Origin of the sequence: Dactylosporangium sp. NPDC050688 (genome assembly GCF_040654515.1) — a bacterium.
Classification (GTDB): domain Bacteria; phylum Actinomycetota; class Actinomycetes; order Mycobacteriales; family Micromonosporaceae; genus Dactylosporangium.
Window position 1 is genome coordinate 1 of sequence record NZ_JBFAIC010000068.1, and the last position, 16,145, is coordinate 16,145.

11 protein-coding genes are annotated in these 16,145 nt (G+C 76.4%); 5 read left to right on the top strand and 6 right to left on the bottom strand.

The genetic code is table 11. The annotated features are described in order from the left end of the window. Nucleotides 1–94: 94 nt before the first annotated feature. Both AB0H83_RS41765 and AB0H83_RS41770 read right to left on the bottom strand, forming a co-directional pair. Complete coding sequence (locus AB0H83_RS41765; protein ID WP_360105916.1) at nt 95–784, bottom strand: hypothetical protein; 690 nt, start codon at nt 782–784, stop codon at nt 95–97. 26 nt (nt 785–810) lie between these two features. After that, nucleotides 811–1,173: a hypothetical protein gene (locus AB0H83_RS41770; RefSeq protein ID WP_360105919.1), complete on the bottom strand. Its 363-nt coding sequence runs from the start codon at nt 1,171–1,173 to the stop codon at nt 811–813. A 190-nt stretch (nt 1,174–1,363) separates the two neighbouring features. Here AB0H83_RS41770 and AB0H83_RS41775 point away from each other — a divergent pair, with 190 nt between their 5' ends. After that, nucleotides 1,364–5,089: a hypothetical protein gene (locus AB0H83_RS41775; RefSeq protein ID WP_360105922.1), complete on the top strand. Its 3,726-nt coding sequence runs from the start codon at nt 1,364–1,366 to the stop codon at nt 5,087–5,089. Between the two features lie 316 nt (nt 5,090–5,405). Here the strand turns inward: AB0H83_RS41775 and AB0H83_RS41780 are convergent, their stop codons facing one another. Next, on the bottom strand, nt 5,406–5,735 hold the full coding sequence (locus AB0H83_RS41780) for a hypothetical protein (protein WP_360105925.1): 330 nt from the start codon (nt 5,733–5,735) through the stop codon (nt 5,406–5,408). A gap of 108 nt (nt 5,736–5,843) precedes the next feature. Here AB0H83_RS41780 and AB0H83_RS41785 point away from each other — a divergent pair, with 108 nt between their 5' ends. The 3 genes from AB0H83_RS41785 to AB0H83_RS41795 all read left to right on the top strand — a co-directional run bounded on the left by AB0H83_RS41785 (nt 5,844) and on the right by AB0H83_RS41795 (nt 12,043). Continuing rightward, nucleotides 5,844–6,704 carry a GntR family transcriptional regulator gene (locus AB0H83_RS41785; protein ID WP_360105928.1) on the top strand — a complete coding sequence of 287 codons (861 nt, stop codon included), beginning with the start codon at nt 5,844–5,846 and terminating at the stop codon, nt 6,702–6,704. Further along, nucleotides 6,701–7,501, top strand: a complete 801-nt coding sequence (locus tag AB0H83_RS41790; RefSeq protein ID WP_360105931.1) for a GntR family transcriptional regulator — start codon at nt 6,701–6,703, stop codon at nt 7,499–7,501. Before AB0H83_RS41785 ends, AB0H83_RS41790 begins: the two co-directional genes overlap by 4 nt. Nucleotides 7,502–7,825: 324 nt before the next feature. After that, nucleotides 7,826–12,043, top strand: a complete 4,218-nt coding sequence (locus AB0H83_RS41795; protein ID WP_360105934.1) for a hypothetical protein — start codon at nt 7,826–7,828, stop codon at nt 12,041–12,043. Between the two features lie 7 nt (nt 12,044–12,050). Here the strand turns inward: AB0H83_RS41795 and AB0H83_RS41800 are convergent, their stop codons facing one another. Both AB0H83_RS41800 and AB0H83_RS41805 read right to left on the bottom strand, forming a co-directional pair. Next, a complete protein-coding gene (locus tag AB0H83_RS41800) occupies nt 12,051–12,368 on the bottom strand; it encodes a transcriptional regulator (protein ID WP_360105937.1) in 318 nt (105 codons plus the stop codon). After that, nucleotides 12,365–12,844 carry a hypothetical protein gene (locus AB0H83_RS41805; RefSeq protein ID WP_360105940.1) on the bottom strand — a complete coding sequence of 160 codons (480 nt, stop codon included), beginning with the start codon at nt 12,842–12,844 and terminating at the stop codon, nt 12,365–12,367. The genes AB0H83_RS41800 and AB0H83_RS41805 overlap by 4 nt, the downstream gene beginning before the upstream one ends. Nucleotides 12,845–13,003: 159 nt before the next feature. Here AB0H83_RS41805 and AB0H83_RS41810 point away from each other — a divergent pair, with 159 nt between their 5' ends. Further along, entirely contained in the window at nt 13,004–13,657 is a 654-nt protein-coding gene (locus tag AB0H83_RS41810; RefSeq protein ID WP_360105943.1) for a hemerythrin domain-containing protein, read from the top strand. Here AB0H83_RS41810 and AB0H83_RS41815 read toward each other — a convergent pair. Further along, the gene (locus AB0H83_RS41815) at nt 13,623–16,106 is read right to left on the bottom strand and encodes a helix-turn-helix domain-containing protein (RefSeq protein WP_360105946.1); all 2,484 of its coding nucleotides are present in this window, start codon (nt 16,104–16,106) and stop codon (nt 13,623–13,625) included. The two genes, AB0H83_RS41810 and AB0H83_RS41815, sit on opposite strands and share 35 nt — an antisense overlap. Nucleotides 16,107–16,145: the final 39 nt, after the last annotated feature.

Below are 16,145 nucleotides of genomic sequence, written 5' to 3' on the forward strand. Positions count from 1 at the left end.
GGTTCGTCCGGGAGAACTCGCTCGGCCTGGTGTTCGGGGTGCTGTTCGCGCTCGCCCTGATCGGGCGCCGCGGCGCACGGGGACCGGCCGGTGATCAGGCGACGACGCCGGCGCCGAAGAGGGCCTGCACGCCGTAGTACGCCGAACCGAACTGGAAGCTGCCGCTCTCGTTGAAGTTGACGCCGGTGATCCGGCCCCAGGCGCAGCTGCGCATCTGGATGTTGTTCCAGCTGTGCGTGGTGCGCCAGGTGTCGCTCGTCGTCGTCGACCACTGTTGCGTGCCCTTGCCCGGCGAGAAGGAACCGCCGGGCGGGTAGCTGATCGTGATCGACACGCCGATCGAGTCGGTGTCCCAGGTGTCGGTCTGGGTCACGCTCGTCGCGTTGAACGGCTTGGACCCGGTCCAGGACACCGTCGAGGAGCTGTTGCGGTAGTTGACCTGGCACGGCACGCCGTACGGCAGCGGCCGGGTGACGTCGGCGGTGGTGCTGCCGTACGCGTTGATGTTCCCGGTCGTGCCGCCCGGCGGGGTGATGCTCCTCGACGCGCTCGGCGTGAGCGCGCAGTTCGTCACGCAGAGCGCCTGCGTGCCGACCGAGGGGCCCGGCGCGGCCGGCTTGTCGCCGGTCCACGACGGGTCCGCCTTCGTCACCTGACCGCCGGCCTGCTGCGCCACGACGACCTGGCCGTCCGGCACCGCCGCCGACGCCGGCGCGCCGAGCGTGGCGGCGAACACCAGCGCCAGCGTCACGACCGCGCCGTAGGCGGCCGACCGCACTGTCATTCGTTGGGACAAGGTCACTCCAATCATCACTTGCAGACCACTGCGGCCTGGTACCTGTGCGTGCACATCAACGTGCCGCGGTAGTACGTCTTGACGCCGCCGAAGCGGTACGAGGTGCCCAGCGTGCACTTGGCCGTGGAACCGGTGCGGTCGCCCGCCCACCGGTACAGGCCGAAGTACTCCGTGCTGCCGCTGGACTGCGCGGCGCAGTTCACGAAGCCGCGGTACTGCCAGTCCGGTCCGTTGCCGTCACACCAGCCCCCGTATTGCTGCGGATGGCACTGCCCGATCCAGCCCTGGTCGGCGTGCGCGGCTGGCGCGCCACCCATCACCGCCAGCGTGGCGGCCGCGACCGTTGCCAGGCACATCGCTGCGATCCGTCGACGCATCACCACTCCCTTCGTTGTTGTCGGCCGGGGTCCACCGTGGACGGCCGGCGCGTTGACCGACAGGCCACCGGGCGCCGGACAAACAACGCCGGACAACCGGGCGCCCCCGGCGCGCGGCGGCGGCCCGCGCGCGGCGATACTTCCCTGACCCCGGTCGATGACCGGGCGGCAGGCGCGTGAAGGGGGAAGCGTGGGCCGTCCCGAGAAACCCGTCGATCCGCAGGCCGGGCCGGTGCAGCGGCTGGCCTGGCAGCTGCGCCAGCTGCGGGAGGGTGCCGGGAGCCCGAGCTACCGGGCCCTGGCCCGCCGCGCGCACTACTCGGCGAGCACCCTCGCGGACGCCGCGAAGGGCGACCGGCTGCCGTCGCTGGAGGTGACCCTCGCCTACGCCGAGGCGTGCGGCGGCGACCCCGGGCAGTGGCGGGCGCTGTGGTCGGCCGCCGCCGAGCCGCCGGCGCCGCGACCGGCCGAGGAGCACTGCCCGTACCAGGGGCTGCGGGCCTTCCAGCCGGAGCACGCCGAGTGGTTCTTCGGCCGCTCGGCCCTGGTCGAGCGGCTGCTGGACAAGGTGGAGCGGCTACCGGTGGTCGGGGTGTACGGCGCGTCCGGCAGCGGTAAGTCCTCGCTGCTGCGCGCCGGGCTGCTCGGTGCCGTCGCCGCCGACGAACGGCTGGCGGCCCGGTGGCGCACGATGCTGCTGACCCCGACCGAGCACCCCCTGGAGGCGTTGTCCGACCTGGTCGCGAAGTTGTCCGGCGCCGACCGGCAGCGGGCCGGCGCCGAACTGGCGGCCGATCCGGCCACCTTGGACATCGCCGTGCGCGGCGCGCTCGCCGCCGGCCCGCCGGACACCCGGGCGCTGCTGGTCGTGGACCAGTTCGAGGAGGTGTTCACCCTCTGCGCCGACCGGCAGGAGCGCCGCCGGTTCGTCGCCGCGCTGCTGGACGCCGCGCTGGGCGAGGGGCGGCGCACCACCGTCGTGCTCGGGGTGCGCGCGGACTTCCTCGCCCACCTCAGCCAGGACACCACGCTGCTGGACGCGCTGCACGACGAGGCGCACCTGCTCGTCGGGCCGCTGACCGGCGCGGAGCTTCGCGACGTCGTCACCCGCCCGGCGGCACGGGCCGGCACCGGCGTGGAGCCGGACCTGGTCGGCGCGCTGCTCGCCGACGCCGCCGACGAGCCCGGCGCGCTGCCGCTGGTCTCGCACGCGCTGCTGGAGACGTGGCAGCGCCGGGACGGCGCGGCGCTCACCCTCGCCGCGTACCACGACAGCGGCGGCGTGCGGGGCGCCATCGCGCAGACCGCCGAGCGGGTCCACGCCGGGTTCGACGCGGCGGGGCGGCAGGCGGCCCGGCGCATCTTCCTGCGGCTCACCGCGCTCGGCGACGGCACCGAGGACACCCGCCGCCCGATCGCCCGCGCCGAGCTCGACGGCGTCGCCGGCGCCGACGTCACCGCCCGGGTCCTCGACGAGCTGGCCGAGGCGCGGCTCGTGGTGCTCGGCGACGGCACCGTCGAGGTCGCCCACGAGGCGCTCATCCGGGCCTGGCCGCGGCTGCACCGCTGGCTCACCGACGACCGGGCCGGGCTGCTCGCCCACCGGCGGCTCACCGACGCCGCGCACACGTGGGCGTCGCTGCGCCGCGACCCGGGTGCCCTGCTGCGCGGCGTCCAGCTCGCCGCCGCCCGCGGCCTCGCCGAGGACCGCCCCGGCGAGCTCAACGACCTGGAGTCGGCGTACCTGCGCGCCAGCGAGGACCTCGCCGAGGCCGAGCAGCTCGGCGCCCGCCGCCAGGCGCGGCTGCTCAAGCGGCTCGTCGCCGGCATGGCCGGGCTGCTGGTCCTGGCGCTGCTCGGCGGCGGGATCGCGGTCCGGCAGCGGCAGGACGCCCGGCGGCAGCAGCTGGCGGCGCTGGCCGAGGAGGTGTCGCTGCGGGCCCGGTCGCTGCTGCCCACCGACCCGGAGCTGGCCGGCCTGCTCGCCGCCGAGGCCGAGCGGCTGCACCCGGACGTGGAGACGCGCGGCGGCGTGCTGAGCGCGGCGGCGGCGCCACGGCGCACCGAGCTCAACGCCGGCGGGCCGTCGGTGTACGGCGTCGCGTTCAACCCGGACCACACGCTGCTGGCCGCCGCGGCCGGCGACGGCACCGTCGGGCTGTGGGACCCGGTCCGCGGCACGCGGGTCGCCGCCCTGCCCGGGCACCCCGGCCGGGCCGCGGGCGTCGCGTTCAACGGCGACGGCACCCGCCTCGCCTCCGTCGGCGTCGACGGGGCGAAGGGCACGGTCATCATCTGGGACGTGCCGGCCCGGCAGCCCGTCGGCCGGTACGAGGAGACCGACCCCGGCTCCTCCGTCGCGTTCAGCGCCGACGGCACCCGGCTCGCCACGACCACCACGACCGGCGGCATCGTGCTGCGCGACCTGCGGGCCGGGACCCGTACCGTGCTCGCCGCCCGGGCCCGGCCCGTGACGTCGCTGACGTTCAGCGCCGACGGCACGCTGCTCGCCTCCGCCGACGGGCACGACGCGCCGAAGGTGTGGGACGTGGCCTCGGGCACCCTCGTCGCCGAGCTCGCCGCCGAGCGCGTGGTCTCCGTCGCGTTCGACGCCACCGGGTACGTCCTGGCCGGCTCCGCCGACGACCGCGGCGTGCGGCTGTGGGACCTCACCGGCCGCCGCCCGGTGCCGCTGCCGCCGCTGCCCCTCGCGGGCCGCTACGCGTGGACCATCTCCGCGCCGGCCGGGGACCGCATCGCCGTCGCCGACGAGAACGGCGCCGTCACCGTCTGGGACCACCGCCGCGGCGTGCCCCTGCAGACGTTCCAGGACCGGGGCCGCACCGAGACGGTGTCCGTCACGCTCAGCCCGGACGGCACGTTCCTGGCCTCCGCCGGCTTCAACGGCACCATCGTCGTGCACGACCTCGCCGGTACGCCGTTCGGCGGGTTCACCGCCGAGGTGAAGGACGTGAAGGCCAGTCCCGACGGCACGCTCGTCGCCTCGGCCGGCAGCGACGGCACGGTCCGGCTGTGGGATCCCGCCGGCCGCCCGGCCGGCACCCTCGGCGGCCACCCCGACGAGGTCCAGGCCGTCGCGTTCAGCCCCGACGGGCGCCTGCTGGCCAGCGTCACCCGTACCAACCTGGTCACCGTCTGGGACGTCCAGCGGCAGCAGCCGGTGGCGCCGCGGCTGACCACGACCGGCGCGGGCGTCTCCACCGACGTGGCCTTCGACGCCACCGGCACGGTGCTCGCCGCCGCCACGCTCGGCCAGTCGCTGTGGGACGTGCGCGACCTGGCCCGGCCCGCCGACATCACCGCGCGGTTCGGCGCCCGCATCGTCACCTCGCTGGCCTTCAGCCCCGACGGCCGCCACCTGTACGGTGCGAGCGCCGGCGGCTACCTCAACGTCTGGGACGTCGCCACGGGCCGGCAACTGCGCCGCGCCGGCACCGGGCAGAGCGCCGTGCAGGACATCGCGGTCAGCCCCGACGGCACGGTCCTGGCGACGGCCGGCGACAGCCGCACCGTGAAGCTGTGGGACGCCGCCTCCGGCGCGGAGCTGGCCACCCTCGGCGGGCACACGGCGCCGGTGCAGGTCCTCACGTTCAGCCGGGACGGCGGCCGGCTCGCCTCCGCCGGCGACGACCACACCGTCGTCGTGTGGGACCTCACCACCCGCCGGCCGCTCGTCACGCTCTCCGGCCACGGGGCACGGGTGCGCGGGCTCGCCTTCACCGCCGCCGGCACCCTGATCTCCGGCGCCGAGGACGGCCGGCTCGTCAGCTGGTCCTTCGACGCGGCCGCCGCCCGCGCCCGGCTGTGCGCGGGGCGGGCCCTCACCCGCGAGGAGTGGGCGACCCACCTGCCGTCGGTGCCGTACCGCCCGACCTGCGGCACCCCGCCCCGCTAATGCCCTGGTCACGCCCGTTCGTGGTGTCGGCCGGGACGCTGTTGACGTGCGCCGGGGCACGACACCATCCCGGCGGCCGGCCTGGCTCGATCCGCCGCCCGGCAAGGCGTCGGGCCGGCGCGCCGCGGGTCGCGGGTCGCGGCCGATCCCGTGCCGGCCGCGACCGGCTCGCTTCGACCTTGCCCTGTTGATCGAAGTCGTGTCGTGGTCGCCCGGATGGCCGGGCCGCGACTTGGATCACCGCAACCGTCCGGCTGGTGGGGCGGCGAGCGCCGGATCCCGTGCCGGCCAGGCCCGGCCGCGGCCGGGGGCATCGTCACGGGCCGCGGAGCATGTCGCAGGCGTCGAAGACGCCCAGCACGACGAGGCCGATGAGGGCCGGCACCACCCAGGTGATCTCCCAGCGGATCTCACGCTCGGTCCGCCGCGCGACGCGGAGCACGACGAACGGCACCACGACGGCGAACACCAGCGCGGACAGATCCACGGCGATCGCCGCCGCGGTGTCGTGCCCGAGGGCGAACTCGACCAGGAGCAGCAGCCAGATGACCGGCGTGCACACCCACGCCGTCAGCGCGGCGTGCAGCGCCACGGTCAGCGACGCGCGCCGCCAGGACCACGGCAGCGGATCGCGTCCGACGGCCACGCGGGCAACGGTAGCCACCGTACGCAAGTCCGCCCGCCACGCGCCGGACGGGACCCGCCGCGCGCCGGACTAGACTCTGCGCACCGGTACGGCGGGGGAGGCAAGGGCGTGGCACGTGTGGCGGCGGGCGTTGTCGCTGAGGTGTGCCGGCGCATCGCCGCCGGGCAACTGCGGCCGGGTGAGCCAGTGCCGTCCGCGAAGGACCTCGCGGGTGAGCTGGGCGTCACGGCCGGCGCCGCCGGTCACGCGCTGGTGATGCTGCGGCAGGACGGCCTGGTCGAGGACTCGCCGGGCGGGCCCGTGGTCACCGGGCGGGCTCCCGGGCTCGCGTCCGGGGCGCGGGCGGGCGTCCGGCGGCGCGGCTCGGCGCGGGCGGACGAGCGGCTCGTGGCGTTGACGGTACGCACGGCGATCGAGCTGGCCGACGCCCACGGGCTCGGCGAGACGTCCATGCGGCGCGTCGCCGGCGAGCTGGACATGGACTTCACGGCGGTGCGCAAGCACGTGCCGGACCGGGCGCGGCTGGAGCTGCTGATGGCCGACGCCGTCTTCGCCGAGCACCCGCCGCCGGAGCCGGTCGCCGGCGCGGACCCGCGGGCGCGGCTGGAGGCGCTGTGCCGCGCGCAGCTGAGCATGTACCGCAGCCACCGCTGGCTCGCCCAGGCCGTGTCGTTCAAGGAGCCGCAGCTCGGCCCGCACGTCGCCGCGCACCTCGGGTCGGCGGTGCGCGCCCTGGAGGGCGAGGAACCGCAGACCGCGCGGCGTCTCGCCGTGACCGCCGCGAACTTCGTCCGCGGGCACGCGATGCGGCTGGCCCAGCAGGAACAGGAGCAGGCCCAGAAGCAGGCCCAGGACGAGGAGCAGGCGCAGGACGAGGACGGCGCGCTGTTCGAGTTCGGCCTGCAGCGGCTGCTGGACGGCTTCGCGCGGCCGGTCCCGGCCCGTGGCGGCAGCAGGGGGCGGCAGTGACGCTGACGGCGGCGGACATCGTGGCGCTGCTGCGCCAGCGCATCGTCACTGGCGAGCTGGAGACGGACGACGAGCTGTCCTTCAGGGACATCATGGGCGAGTGGGACGTCTCGATGCACATCGCGTTCAAGGCGCTGCGGCTGATGCGCGACGAGGGCCTCATGATGAAGGTCCCCGGCATCCACGGCCTGGTCGTCACCGAGGACGCCTTCGACATCGCCCTGACCTGGCGGCCGGCGCCACCGCCGCCGGTCGTGTCGGAGGCCGCGGCCCGGGTGGTCCGCACCGCGATCGAGCTGGCCGACGCCGAAGGGCTCGCCAACGTGTCCATGCGGCGTATCGGCGAGCAGCTCGGCATCGCCACGATGACCGCGCACCGGCACGCGGGCAGCCGCGCCGGCCTGGAGACCATGATGGCCGACGCGGTCTTCGCCGGGCACCCGCCGCCGCAGTCACCGCCCGTCGGCTGGCGGGCCCGCCTGGAGCTGCTGTGCCGCGCGCAGTGGCAGATGTACCGCGACCGCCCGTGGCTGGCCAGGACGGTGTCGTTCCAGCCGTCGAAACGCAACCCGCACGTCGTCGCGCACACCGCGTGGGCGGCGGGCGTGCTGGAGGGCCACGGCGTGGCCACGCGGACCGCGGCGCAGGTCGCCGCGACCGCCGCCGACTTCGTGCGCGGGACCGCGATGGACCTGGAGCGGGAGCCCGTGGACGCCGACGAGGACACCGCGCTGTTCGAGTTCGGCCTGCGCCGCCTCCTGGACGGCTTCGCCCCGCTGGTCCCGCCGCACCTGTGAACCCGCGGTCCCGCCGCACCCGTGAACCTGCGGTCCCGCCGCGCCCGTGAGCCCCGCGGGCCCGCCGGCGGCGCGGCCTTCAGACGTATAGGTGTATTCAAATTACCGCGGAGGACGGCAGCTCGGTACTCCGCCGGCCCGGGTTCGATGACGCACGTGCGATATGGCGACGGCGGCTGACCGGAGGATGGGGCGGTGCCCGTTCGGCGCCGGGTTGACGGCCACCCGCACGGTCTTCGATGCGCCGGTTCCTGCGCGGCGGCCCGGCCGGTGACAATGGCGGTCCGAGGTGGGCGTCGCACGGTCGAAGGAGTAGCCCCGGCGGTGGGTATCGACCCGGCACGGTTGGCGGAGGTCGTGGTCACGTGCGCTGGCGGGGTGCGCCGCCGCGGCTCCGGCTATCGGGTCACCGGCACCGGCGTGCTGACCGCGGGGCACGTCCTGGCCGGTGCCGTCGCCGTCGAGGTGCGGTTCGACGCGGGGCTGCCGTCGGCCTGGACCGTGCAGGCCTCGGCATGGGAGGCATTCACCGGCGTCGACCTGGCCGTGGTGACCTGGGTCGCCGCCGACGCGACCGTGGTGGCGCCGGTGCTGCTCGGGGCCGTCGGCGACCGCGCCGCCGTCCTCGACGTGCAGGTGGCGGGCTTTCCCCGGTGGAAGCTGCGCGGCCCGGGGCCGTCCCTGCACCGTGAGCCGGCGCACGAGCCGGGTGCCGTCGCGGTGCTCGCCAACCGGCGCGAGGGCACCCTGCAGATCACTGTCGCGCCGCCGGCGCCGGCCGGCGACCCGGGTACGTCGCCGTGGGAGGGCATGTCCGGCGGTCCGGTGTTCGCCGGGGACCGGCTGGTCGCGGTCGTCACCAGCCATCACCCGGCCGAAGGGGCGAACCGGCTCACCGCGACGCGCCTGGACCGCCTGGACCCGGCCCAGCGCCTGCGGATCGGTGTCCCGCCGGCCGGCGCGCCCGTGGACGTCGTGCCGGCGACGCCCGCGGAGCACGTGCACTCCGCCTACCACGAGCAGATCCGCGACATCGCCCCCGCAGCGGGGCTGCTCGACCGGGCCGGCGAGCTCGACGAGCTGACCGCGTTCTGCGCCGGCGACGAGCGGTACCTGTGGCTGCAGGCGGGCCCGTGGGCGGGCAAGACGGCGCTGCTGTCCACGTTCGTCCTGCATCCCCCGGCCGGCGTCCAGGTCGTGTCGTTCTTCGTCACCGCGCGGCTGGCCGGGGAGACCGACAGCACCGCCTTCACCGAGGCGCTGCTGGAGCAGCTCAGCGCGATCACCGGCGAACCACCGCCGGCCACGCCGTCGGCCACCGGCCGCGACGCCCACCGCCGCCGGCTGCTCGCGTCCGCCGCCCGGCAGGCCGCCGCCGACGGCCACCGCCTGGTGCTCGTCGTGGACGGCATCGACGAGGACACGGGCACCGGGTCCTCGTCGGCGGTGCCGAGCATCGCGTCGCGGCTGCCCAAACACGACGTGAAGGTTGTGCTCGCGGGCCGCCCGCACCCGCCTGTCCCGGCCGACGTCGCCGCCGATCATCCGCTGCGCAGCTGCCGGGTCCTGCGGCTGCGTCCCTCCGCATGGGCCCTGGAGGTCGGCCGCGACGCGCAACGGGAGCTGGGCCGGCTGCTGGCCGCGGGCGGGCTGCGCCGCGACGTCGTCGGGCTGATCAGTGCCAGCGGCGGCGGCCTCGCCCTCGACGACCTGGAGCAGCTCACCGGCCGTCCCCGGTTCGAGGTCCGGGAGCTGCTCGGCGGGGTGTTCGGGCGCACCGTCCACGGCCGGGCCGACCCCGGCACCGACGACCCGCGGCAGGTGTACCTGTTCGCGCACGAGACCCTGCGGGTGGAGGCCGAGGACGCGTTCGGCCCCGCCCAGCTCGCGGCGTACCGCGAACGGCTGCACGGGTGGGCCGGCCACTGGCGCGCGGCAGGCTGGCCGGACGACAGCCCGCCGTACCTGCTGCGCGCCTACTTCAGGATCCTGCGGCCGCCCGGGGATCTGCCGCGCATGATCACGTTGGCGACGGACCACGCGCGGCACGACCGGATGCTGCAGTGGTCCGGCGGCGACAGCACCGCACTCGCGGAGATCACCGCAGCGCAGGAGGCGGTGCTGCGCCAGGCGGACCCGGACCCGGCGATGATGGCGCTGCTCGCCGTGCACCGCGACATCCTCGTACACCGCTCCGACAGCATCACCCCGGAGCTCGCGGCGCTCTGGGCGAAACTCGGCCAGGTGCGCCGGGCGGAGGCCCTGGCCCGGTCGGTCCCGCAGCTCCAGCGGCGCGACGAGGCGATGCGCGCTGTGGCGCGGGAGGCCGCGGCGGCCGGCGCGGCGGAGGCGGCGGCCGGCATCGCCCGCTCGATCACCGACCCCCGGACCCGGTTCCACGCCGTGCTGGAGGTGGCGTCGGCGGCGTCCGGACCTCTGGCCGTATCCATGGTCGACGACGCGGAGCGGCTCTGCCGCGCGATGACGGACGTCGCGGAACGCCGGGAGGCCAACCTGCTGATCCTGCGGGCGGCGGCCGCCGGCGGACACCTGACCCAGGTGATCTCGGCCGCCCACCTGATCGGCCCGGCGGACGCGCGGATCGCCGCGCTGTCCGAAGCGGTCGAAGTGGCCGCCTGGTCGGGCGACCTCGAGTTCGCCGAGCGGCTCGCGCGGTCGATCCCGGCCCTGTGGCGACTGGCGCTCGCCCCCGGCGCGTCCAGCGCCCCACCGGAGCGGCACCGCGCTCCCGGGCGGGCGCTGGAGCCGTTCCGGACCTGGGTGCCCGGCCCGGGCACCGCGGCGTTGCTGACCGTGCTGCGCATCGCGGCGTTCACCGGCGACCTGGACCGGGCGGAGCGGCTGGCCCGCGCCGTGCAGGACCCGGGGGCCGCCGACGCCGCGCTGCTCGACGTCGTCCACCTTCACGCCGCCAACGGGACCCGGGACTCCGCGGAGGCGGTGGCGGGCCTGATCCGCGACGGCATCGCACGCGCCGCGGCGCGGGAGGCGACCGACGGCACGGGCATGCGGATCGGGGCGGTCAGGCCTGAGCTGTGGCGGTGGTTACCGTCGATGTTTCCATCGACGAGACAGTGGTTCCGCCGCCTCGTCGAGGTGCTCATTGCCGGCATGATCGCTCATCCACTCGTCAGGACCGCCGACATACCGCTCGGTGACCTGCTCGCGGACGTCCAGGAGGCGCAGCGGCTGGTCGAGTCGATCCGCGCCGCCCCGGCGCTGGACCGGGTCCAGCGGATCGCGATGCTCGGGTTCCTGGCGGACTACGCCGCCGGATCCGCCCGGGCGGACGTCGGCCGGATGATGGCCGAGGCGCAGGCCGCGGAACGGGTCGCTCCCGACGTCGCGTGGCAGTCGGACGTGCTGACCACGGTGGTCCGGGCGACCCTGGCCGCCGGCGACCTCGGCCTCGCGACGCACGCCGCGCTGGCGGTCGCCGACCCGGGCCGCCGGGACGCCGCCGCCGTCATGGTCCTGAGGGCCGCGGCGGACGCCGGGGACCTGCCGCGGCTGCTCGCGCTCGCCGACGTGGTCGGCGCCGGCCACGCGACGGATCCGATGCTGTCGCTGCTGCGCGACGCCGTGGCCCGCGGCGACACCCCGGCCGCGGCATGGTTCGCCGCCGGCCTGTACCCGCTCACGGACGACCATGGCGGCCGGATCGAGTGGCTCTGCACCGCGGCTGGCGAGGCGGCGGCCGCCGGCGACCAGGAGACCGCCGGGACGCTCAGGGACGCGGCGATCACCATGGTGCGGGCCGTCGACGATCCGCAGCGCCGGGACTGGGCGTTGCCCGCGGTCGTCCGGGCGGTGCTCACGACCGGCGACATCGACCTGGCGGAGCGGGTGGCCGGCCTCGCCACCCACCCGGACCGGCAGGCGGCGGTGGCGGCCGACATCGTGCGCGCTGCCGCCCGGGCACACGACTTCGAGCGCGCGGAGCGGAGCGCGGCCGGTATCGCGGATCCGTACCGGCAGGCTGACGCCCTCGCCGACCTCGCCGGGCTGCTGGCTGTCGCCGAGCAGTGGGACGACGCCCTCGCGGTCGCCCACCGCATCCGCTTCCCGATCGTCCGCTCGACCGCGCTGACGGGCATCGTGTGGGCGGCGGCCCGCGCCCGGCGCCTGACGTTCGCCGCCGAGGTCGCCGGCGCCGTCCCCGACCCGGACCAGCGCGCCTGGGCCCTGCGGTGCGTCGCCATGGCGGCGGTCCCTCCCGCGGCGGCCGACCGGCCGGCGGCCGCCGCGCCGCGCTTTTACCTGGGCAGGGCGCCGGCGGCTGCCGAGCCGACGCCGGCCGAGGCCGAGGCCGCCGCCCGCGGGCGCGCGGACCCGGCCGAGCGCGCCGCGGCGCTCCTCGCCGCGGCGCTGCGGGTCACCGGGCCGCACGCGAGGCGCCTCACCGTGGAGGCGATCCGCGACGGCGGCGGCATCGCACTGCTGGAGGCGCTGGCCGCCGTCCACCCGGCCGCCGTGCGCGCCGCTGCGGCCGAACTCGTCGCCGTGCTCGCCGCCGGCTGAGCCGGACCTACGCCGGGCCGGGGAGGATGGTCTCGCCGGCCCGGGCGACGATCTGCTGCAGCGCGGCGACGTGTTGGCTGAAGGCGCCGCGGCCGGCCGGGGTGAGCCGGACCGTGGTGCGGGGGCGTTTGCCGACGAAGCCCTTGCGCACCTCCGCGTAGCCGGCCTCCTCAAGGGTGCTCAGCTGCTTGGACAGGGCGGAGTCGGACAGGTCGACGGTCTCCTTCAGGTACCGGAACTCGGCCCAGTCGGTGGCGGCGAGCAGCGACACGATGGCGAGCCGGGTCGGTGCGTGGATGAGCTCGTCGAACCGGGCGGCGGTCACCGCAGCGCCTTCGCGGCGGTGTCGCTCATGATGCGCTGCAGCCGGCGGCCCAGGAGCGGGCCGAGCAGCGCCATCGCGACGGCGACGGCGACGTTGGCGACCGTGCCGGGCATCGGGGCGCCGGCGGCGCGCAGGGCGAAGGCGAGGCCGATGCCGAGGGCGACGAGCGCCGCGACGAAGCCGCCGATGGCGAGGCCGCCGCGGGCGCCGAGCAGGTCGTTGCGCAGCTGGAGCGGGCGTTTGCGGATGGAGACGACGATGATCGCGCCCAGGCCGGCGGCGAAGGCGACGGCGCCGGTGGCGACCATGGCGGGGTGGCCGGTCTCCACGGCGGCGGTGAAGGCGACGTTGAGGGCGCCGAGGCCGGGCCAGAACCAGCCGGGGAAAGGCGGGGTGATGAACACCTGCTCCTGGTGCAGGCGGACCTGTTCGAGCGCGGCGGCGGCCTCGTTGGGCCTGATCTCTGCGGCGTTCACAGTTTCCTCCTGGATGAGTACTTGCCTACTAGGAAAGTAGCGTGCACTTTCCCGGTAGGCAAGTACTGTGGGCCGAGTGTGCCGGTGCTGTGGGTGGGGCGGGGCGGCACGGGTCAGCAGGCTGGACGCACCAGATCCGTCCAGCCACGAGGAGCCGACGTGACCACCCTCACCCGCCCCGACGTCCACGAGATGGTCGTCGTCCACCGCGCCTTCCGGCGGGAGTTTCCCGCTGTCGCCGCCCTCGTCCGGGGTATCCCCGCCGGCGACACCCGCCGCGCGAAGGTCGTCGCGGACCACCTGCGCCTGTGCACCGCAGGCCTGGAGATGCACCACACCGGCGAGGACGTCGTGCTCTGGCCGCTGCTGCTGGAGCGGGCCGCGCCGTCGACCGGGCTCGTCGAGACGATGCAGGCCCAGCACCACGGCATCGACGCGCACGTCGCGGCCATCATCCCCGTGCTCGCCGCCTGGGAGGCCGCCCCGACGGCGGCGGCCGGCGAGCACCTCGCGACCCTCTGCACGCGGTTCACGGCGGCCCTGCTGGAGCACCTCGACCTGGAGGAGCGCGAGATCCTGCCGCTGGCCTCGCGCCACGTCACCGCCGCCGAATGGAACCGGATGGGGCAGCACGGTAAGGACTCGATGACCGCGAGCCAGCTGCCGATCATGTTCGGCCTGGTGCTCCAGGACGCCGACGCCGAGGAACGCGCCCGGATGCTGGGCAACCTGCCGCTGCCGGTCCGGCTGCTGCTGAGGACCGCCGGCGCGTGGCAGTTCAGCCGGTACGTGCACCGCCTGCGCGCGTCGTGACCACCGCGGCACGGGCCTGGATCTCGGTGCCGCTCGCGGCGCGCCCGGCGTCCCACTCGCGGGTGAACCGCGGCTCGCCGAGGGCGGCCCGGGTGGCGTCCAGCCCGCGGTCGGACAGTGCCCGCGACACGGGGAACGTGGGGTCGACGGCGTCGGCCGCCGAGATCGAGGCGCCCGCCCCGAAGAGCCAGGCCGCGGACCCCGGGTCGCCGACCCGCTGGGCGAGGCTCGCCAGGGCGGGCAGCGCGTAACCGAGGGTCCAGCTCATCCGGGCGGCGAGCGACACGGCCACCGCCTCACCGAGCAGCGTCGCGGTCGCCGGCTCGTCGCCGAGCAGCTCGGTGAGCGTGGCGTGCACGTTGAGCGCGGTGGCCAGGGTGAACGCGTTGCCCGCCGCGCGGGCCGCGCGCACCACCTCCGGCAGGTGCCGCCCGGCCGTTGCCAGGTCGTCCGCGACGAGGGCGAGCTGGCACTGCGCGAGCCGGGTGTGCACGGCCACCCAGCGGCGGCCGGCGGTCTCCGCCTGCGCCAGGGCGCGGGCCAGCAGTGCCTCGGCGTCGTCGAGGGCACCGGCGAACACCGCCGCCTGCCCGGCCAGGGCCAGCACCTCGCACGTCACGGCCGGCTCCGCCACCCGGTCGGCCAGGGCCACCGCGTCACCGGCGTCGCGCCGCATCCCGGCCGTGTCGCCGGCCAGCAGCCGCAGCCCGAGCCGGCCGGCCAGGGCGCGGCAGCGCGCGGCGTCGGAGGCGCCGGGGCCGACCCGCTCAAGCCACGCGAGCCCCTCCCGCGCGTGGCCGCGCAGCGCGAGGTACAGCCAGACGCTGCCGGCGAGCTCGGCGGCGTCGCCGTCCCGGTCGAGCTCGAGCAGCCGCAGGAACGCCGAGCGCAGGTTGGCGTGGTCGGCGTCGAGCCGGTCGAGCACCGCGCCGAGGTCCGGCCCGTCGAGCCGCGCGGCCGACGCGGTGGCCAGCGCGTGGAAGTGCGCGGCGTGCCGGTCGGCGGTCGCGGTGGCCGGCCCCGACGCGTGCAGCCGCCGCATCGCGAACTGCCGCACCGGCTCGAGCAACCGGAACCGTGGCTGCCGGTCGGGCGACGGCGCCCGCAGTACCAGCGAATGCTCGACGAGCACGCCGAGGGCGGGCAGCACGTCGGTGCCCTCCGCGGTGACGGCCTCGACCGAGTCGAGGAAGCACCCGCCGCTGAACACGGCGAGCCGCTCGAACAGGGCGACCTCCTCCGGCTCGAGCAGATCCATGCTCCACTCCAGTACCGCGGCCATCGTGCGGTGCCGCTCGGGCAGGTCGCGCGGGCCCGCGCCGGGACCCTGCCGCTCCAGCCGGGTGAGCAGCGCCCACGGGGAGAGCAGCCGCAGGCCGGGCGCCGCCAGCTCGACCGCGAGGGGCAGCCCGTCGAGCCGCCGGACGATCGCCGCGAGGGCGGGCGCGTCGGCGCCGGTGACGGCCGTGGGGGACCCGGCGGCCGCGGCCCGATCCAGGAGCAGGGCGACCGCGGGCGAGGCGGCGACCGCGTCCACGTCGTCGGCGGCCGGCGTGCTGAGCGGCCCCAGCACGTACTCGTGCTCGGCGCGGACCCGCAGCGGCGCCCGGCTGGTCGCCACCACGACGAGGTCCGGGCAGCGCGCCACGAGCTCGGCGAGCACCGGCGCCGCCCTGGTCAGCTGCTCCAGGTTGTCGAGCACCAGCAGCATCCGCAGGCCGGTCAGGTGCGGCACCAGCGCGTCGAGGGGTTCGACGCCGACCGCGTCGGGCAGCCCGAGCGCCGCGGCGATCGCCGGCACGGCCAGCTTCGGCTCCCGTACCGCCGAAAGATCGACGACCTGGGCACCGCCGGGGAACCCCGGCGTGGCGAGGCGCAGCACGTGCATCGCGAGCCGGGTCTTGCCCACCCCGCCCGGCCCGGTGACCGTCACGAGCCGGCGTTCTCCCGAGCCGACGAGGGCCAGCAGCTCGGCGACCTCCCGATCGCGGCCGATGAGCGGCGTCGTCGGGCTCGCGGTGGCGTGGCGGGGACCGCCGGCGCCGCCCTCGGTGACCCGGGTGGCTGCGTCCGCCGGTGCGGCATCCTGGCCGGGGAGTGCGGTGTTCTGGCCGGGCGCTGTGGCGTTCTGGCCCGGTAGTGCGGCGTATTGGCCGGGCACTGCGGTGCTCAGGCCGGGTGGTGCGGCGTTCTGGCCGGGTGGTGCGGCGGTCCGGGCGGGCACCGCGGCGACGAGCGCTGCCCGGTCGCCGTCGTCAAGGCCGAGCCCGTCGGCGAGGGCGCGCACGGTGTGCGGGTAGGGCCGGCGCCGCTCGCCGCGCTCAAGGGCGCCGATCGCCTTCGCCGTGAGGCCGGCCCGCTCGGCGAGCTCCTCCTGGGTCAGCGACCTCGACTCGCGCAGGCGGCGCAGCACGACGGCGAAGTCACCCGCTGCCGGTCCCGCCTCCACGGCTCAGATGCTAGCCCTCACCTCGGGCCGGCGGCCTGC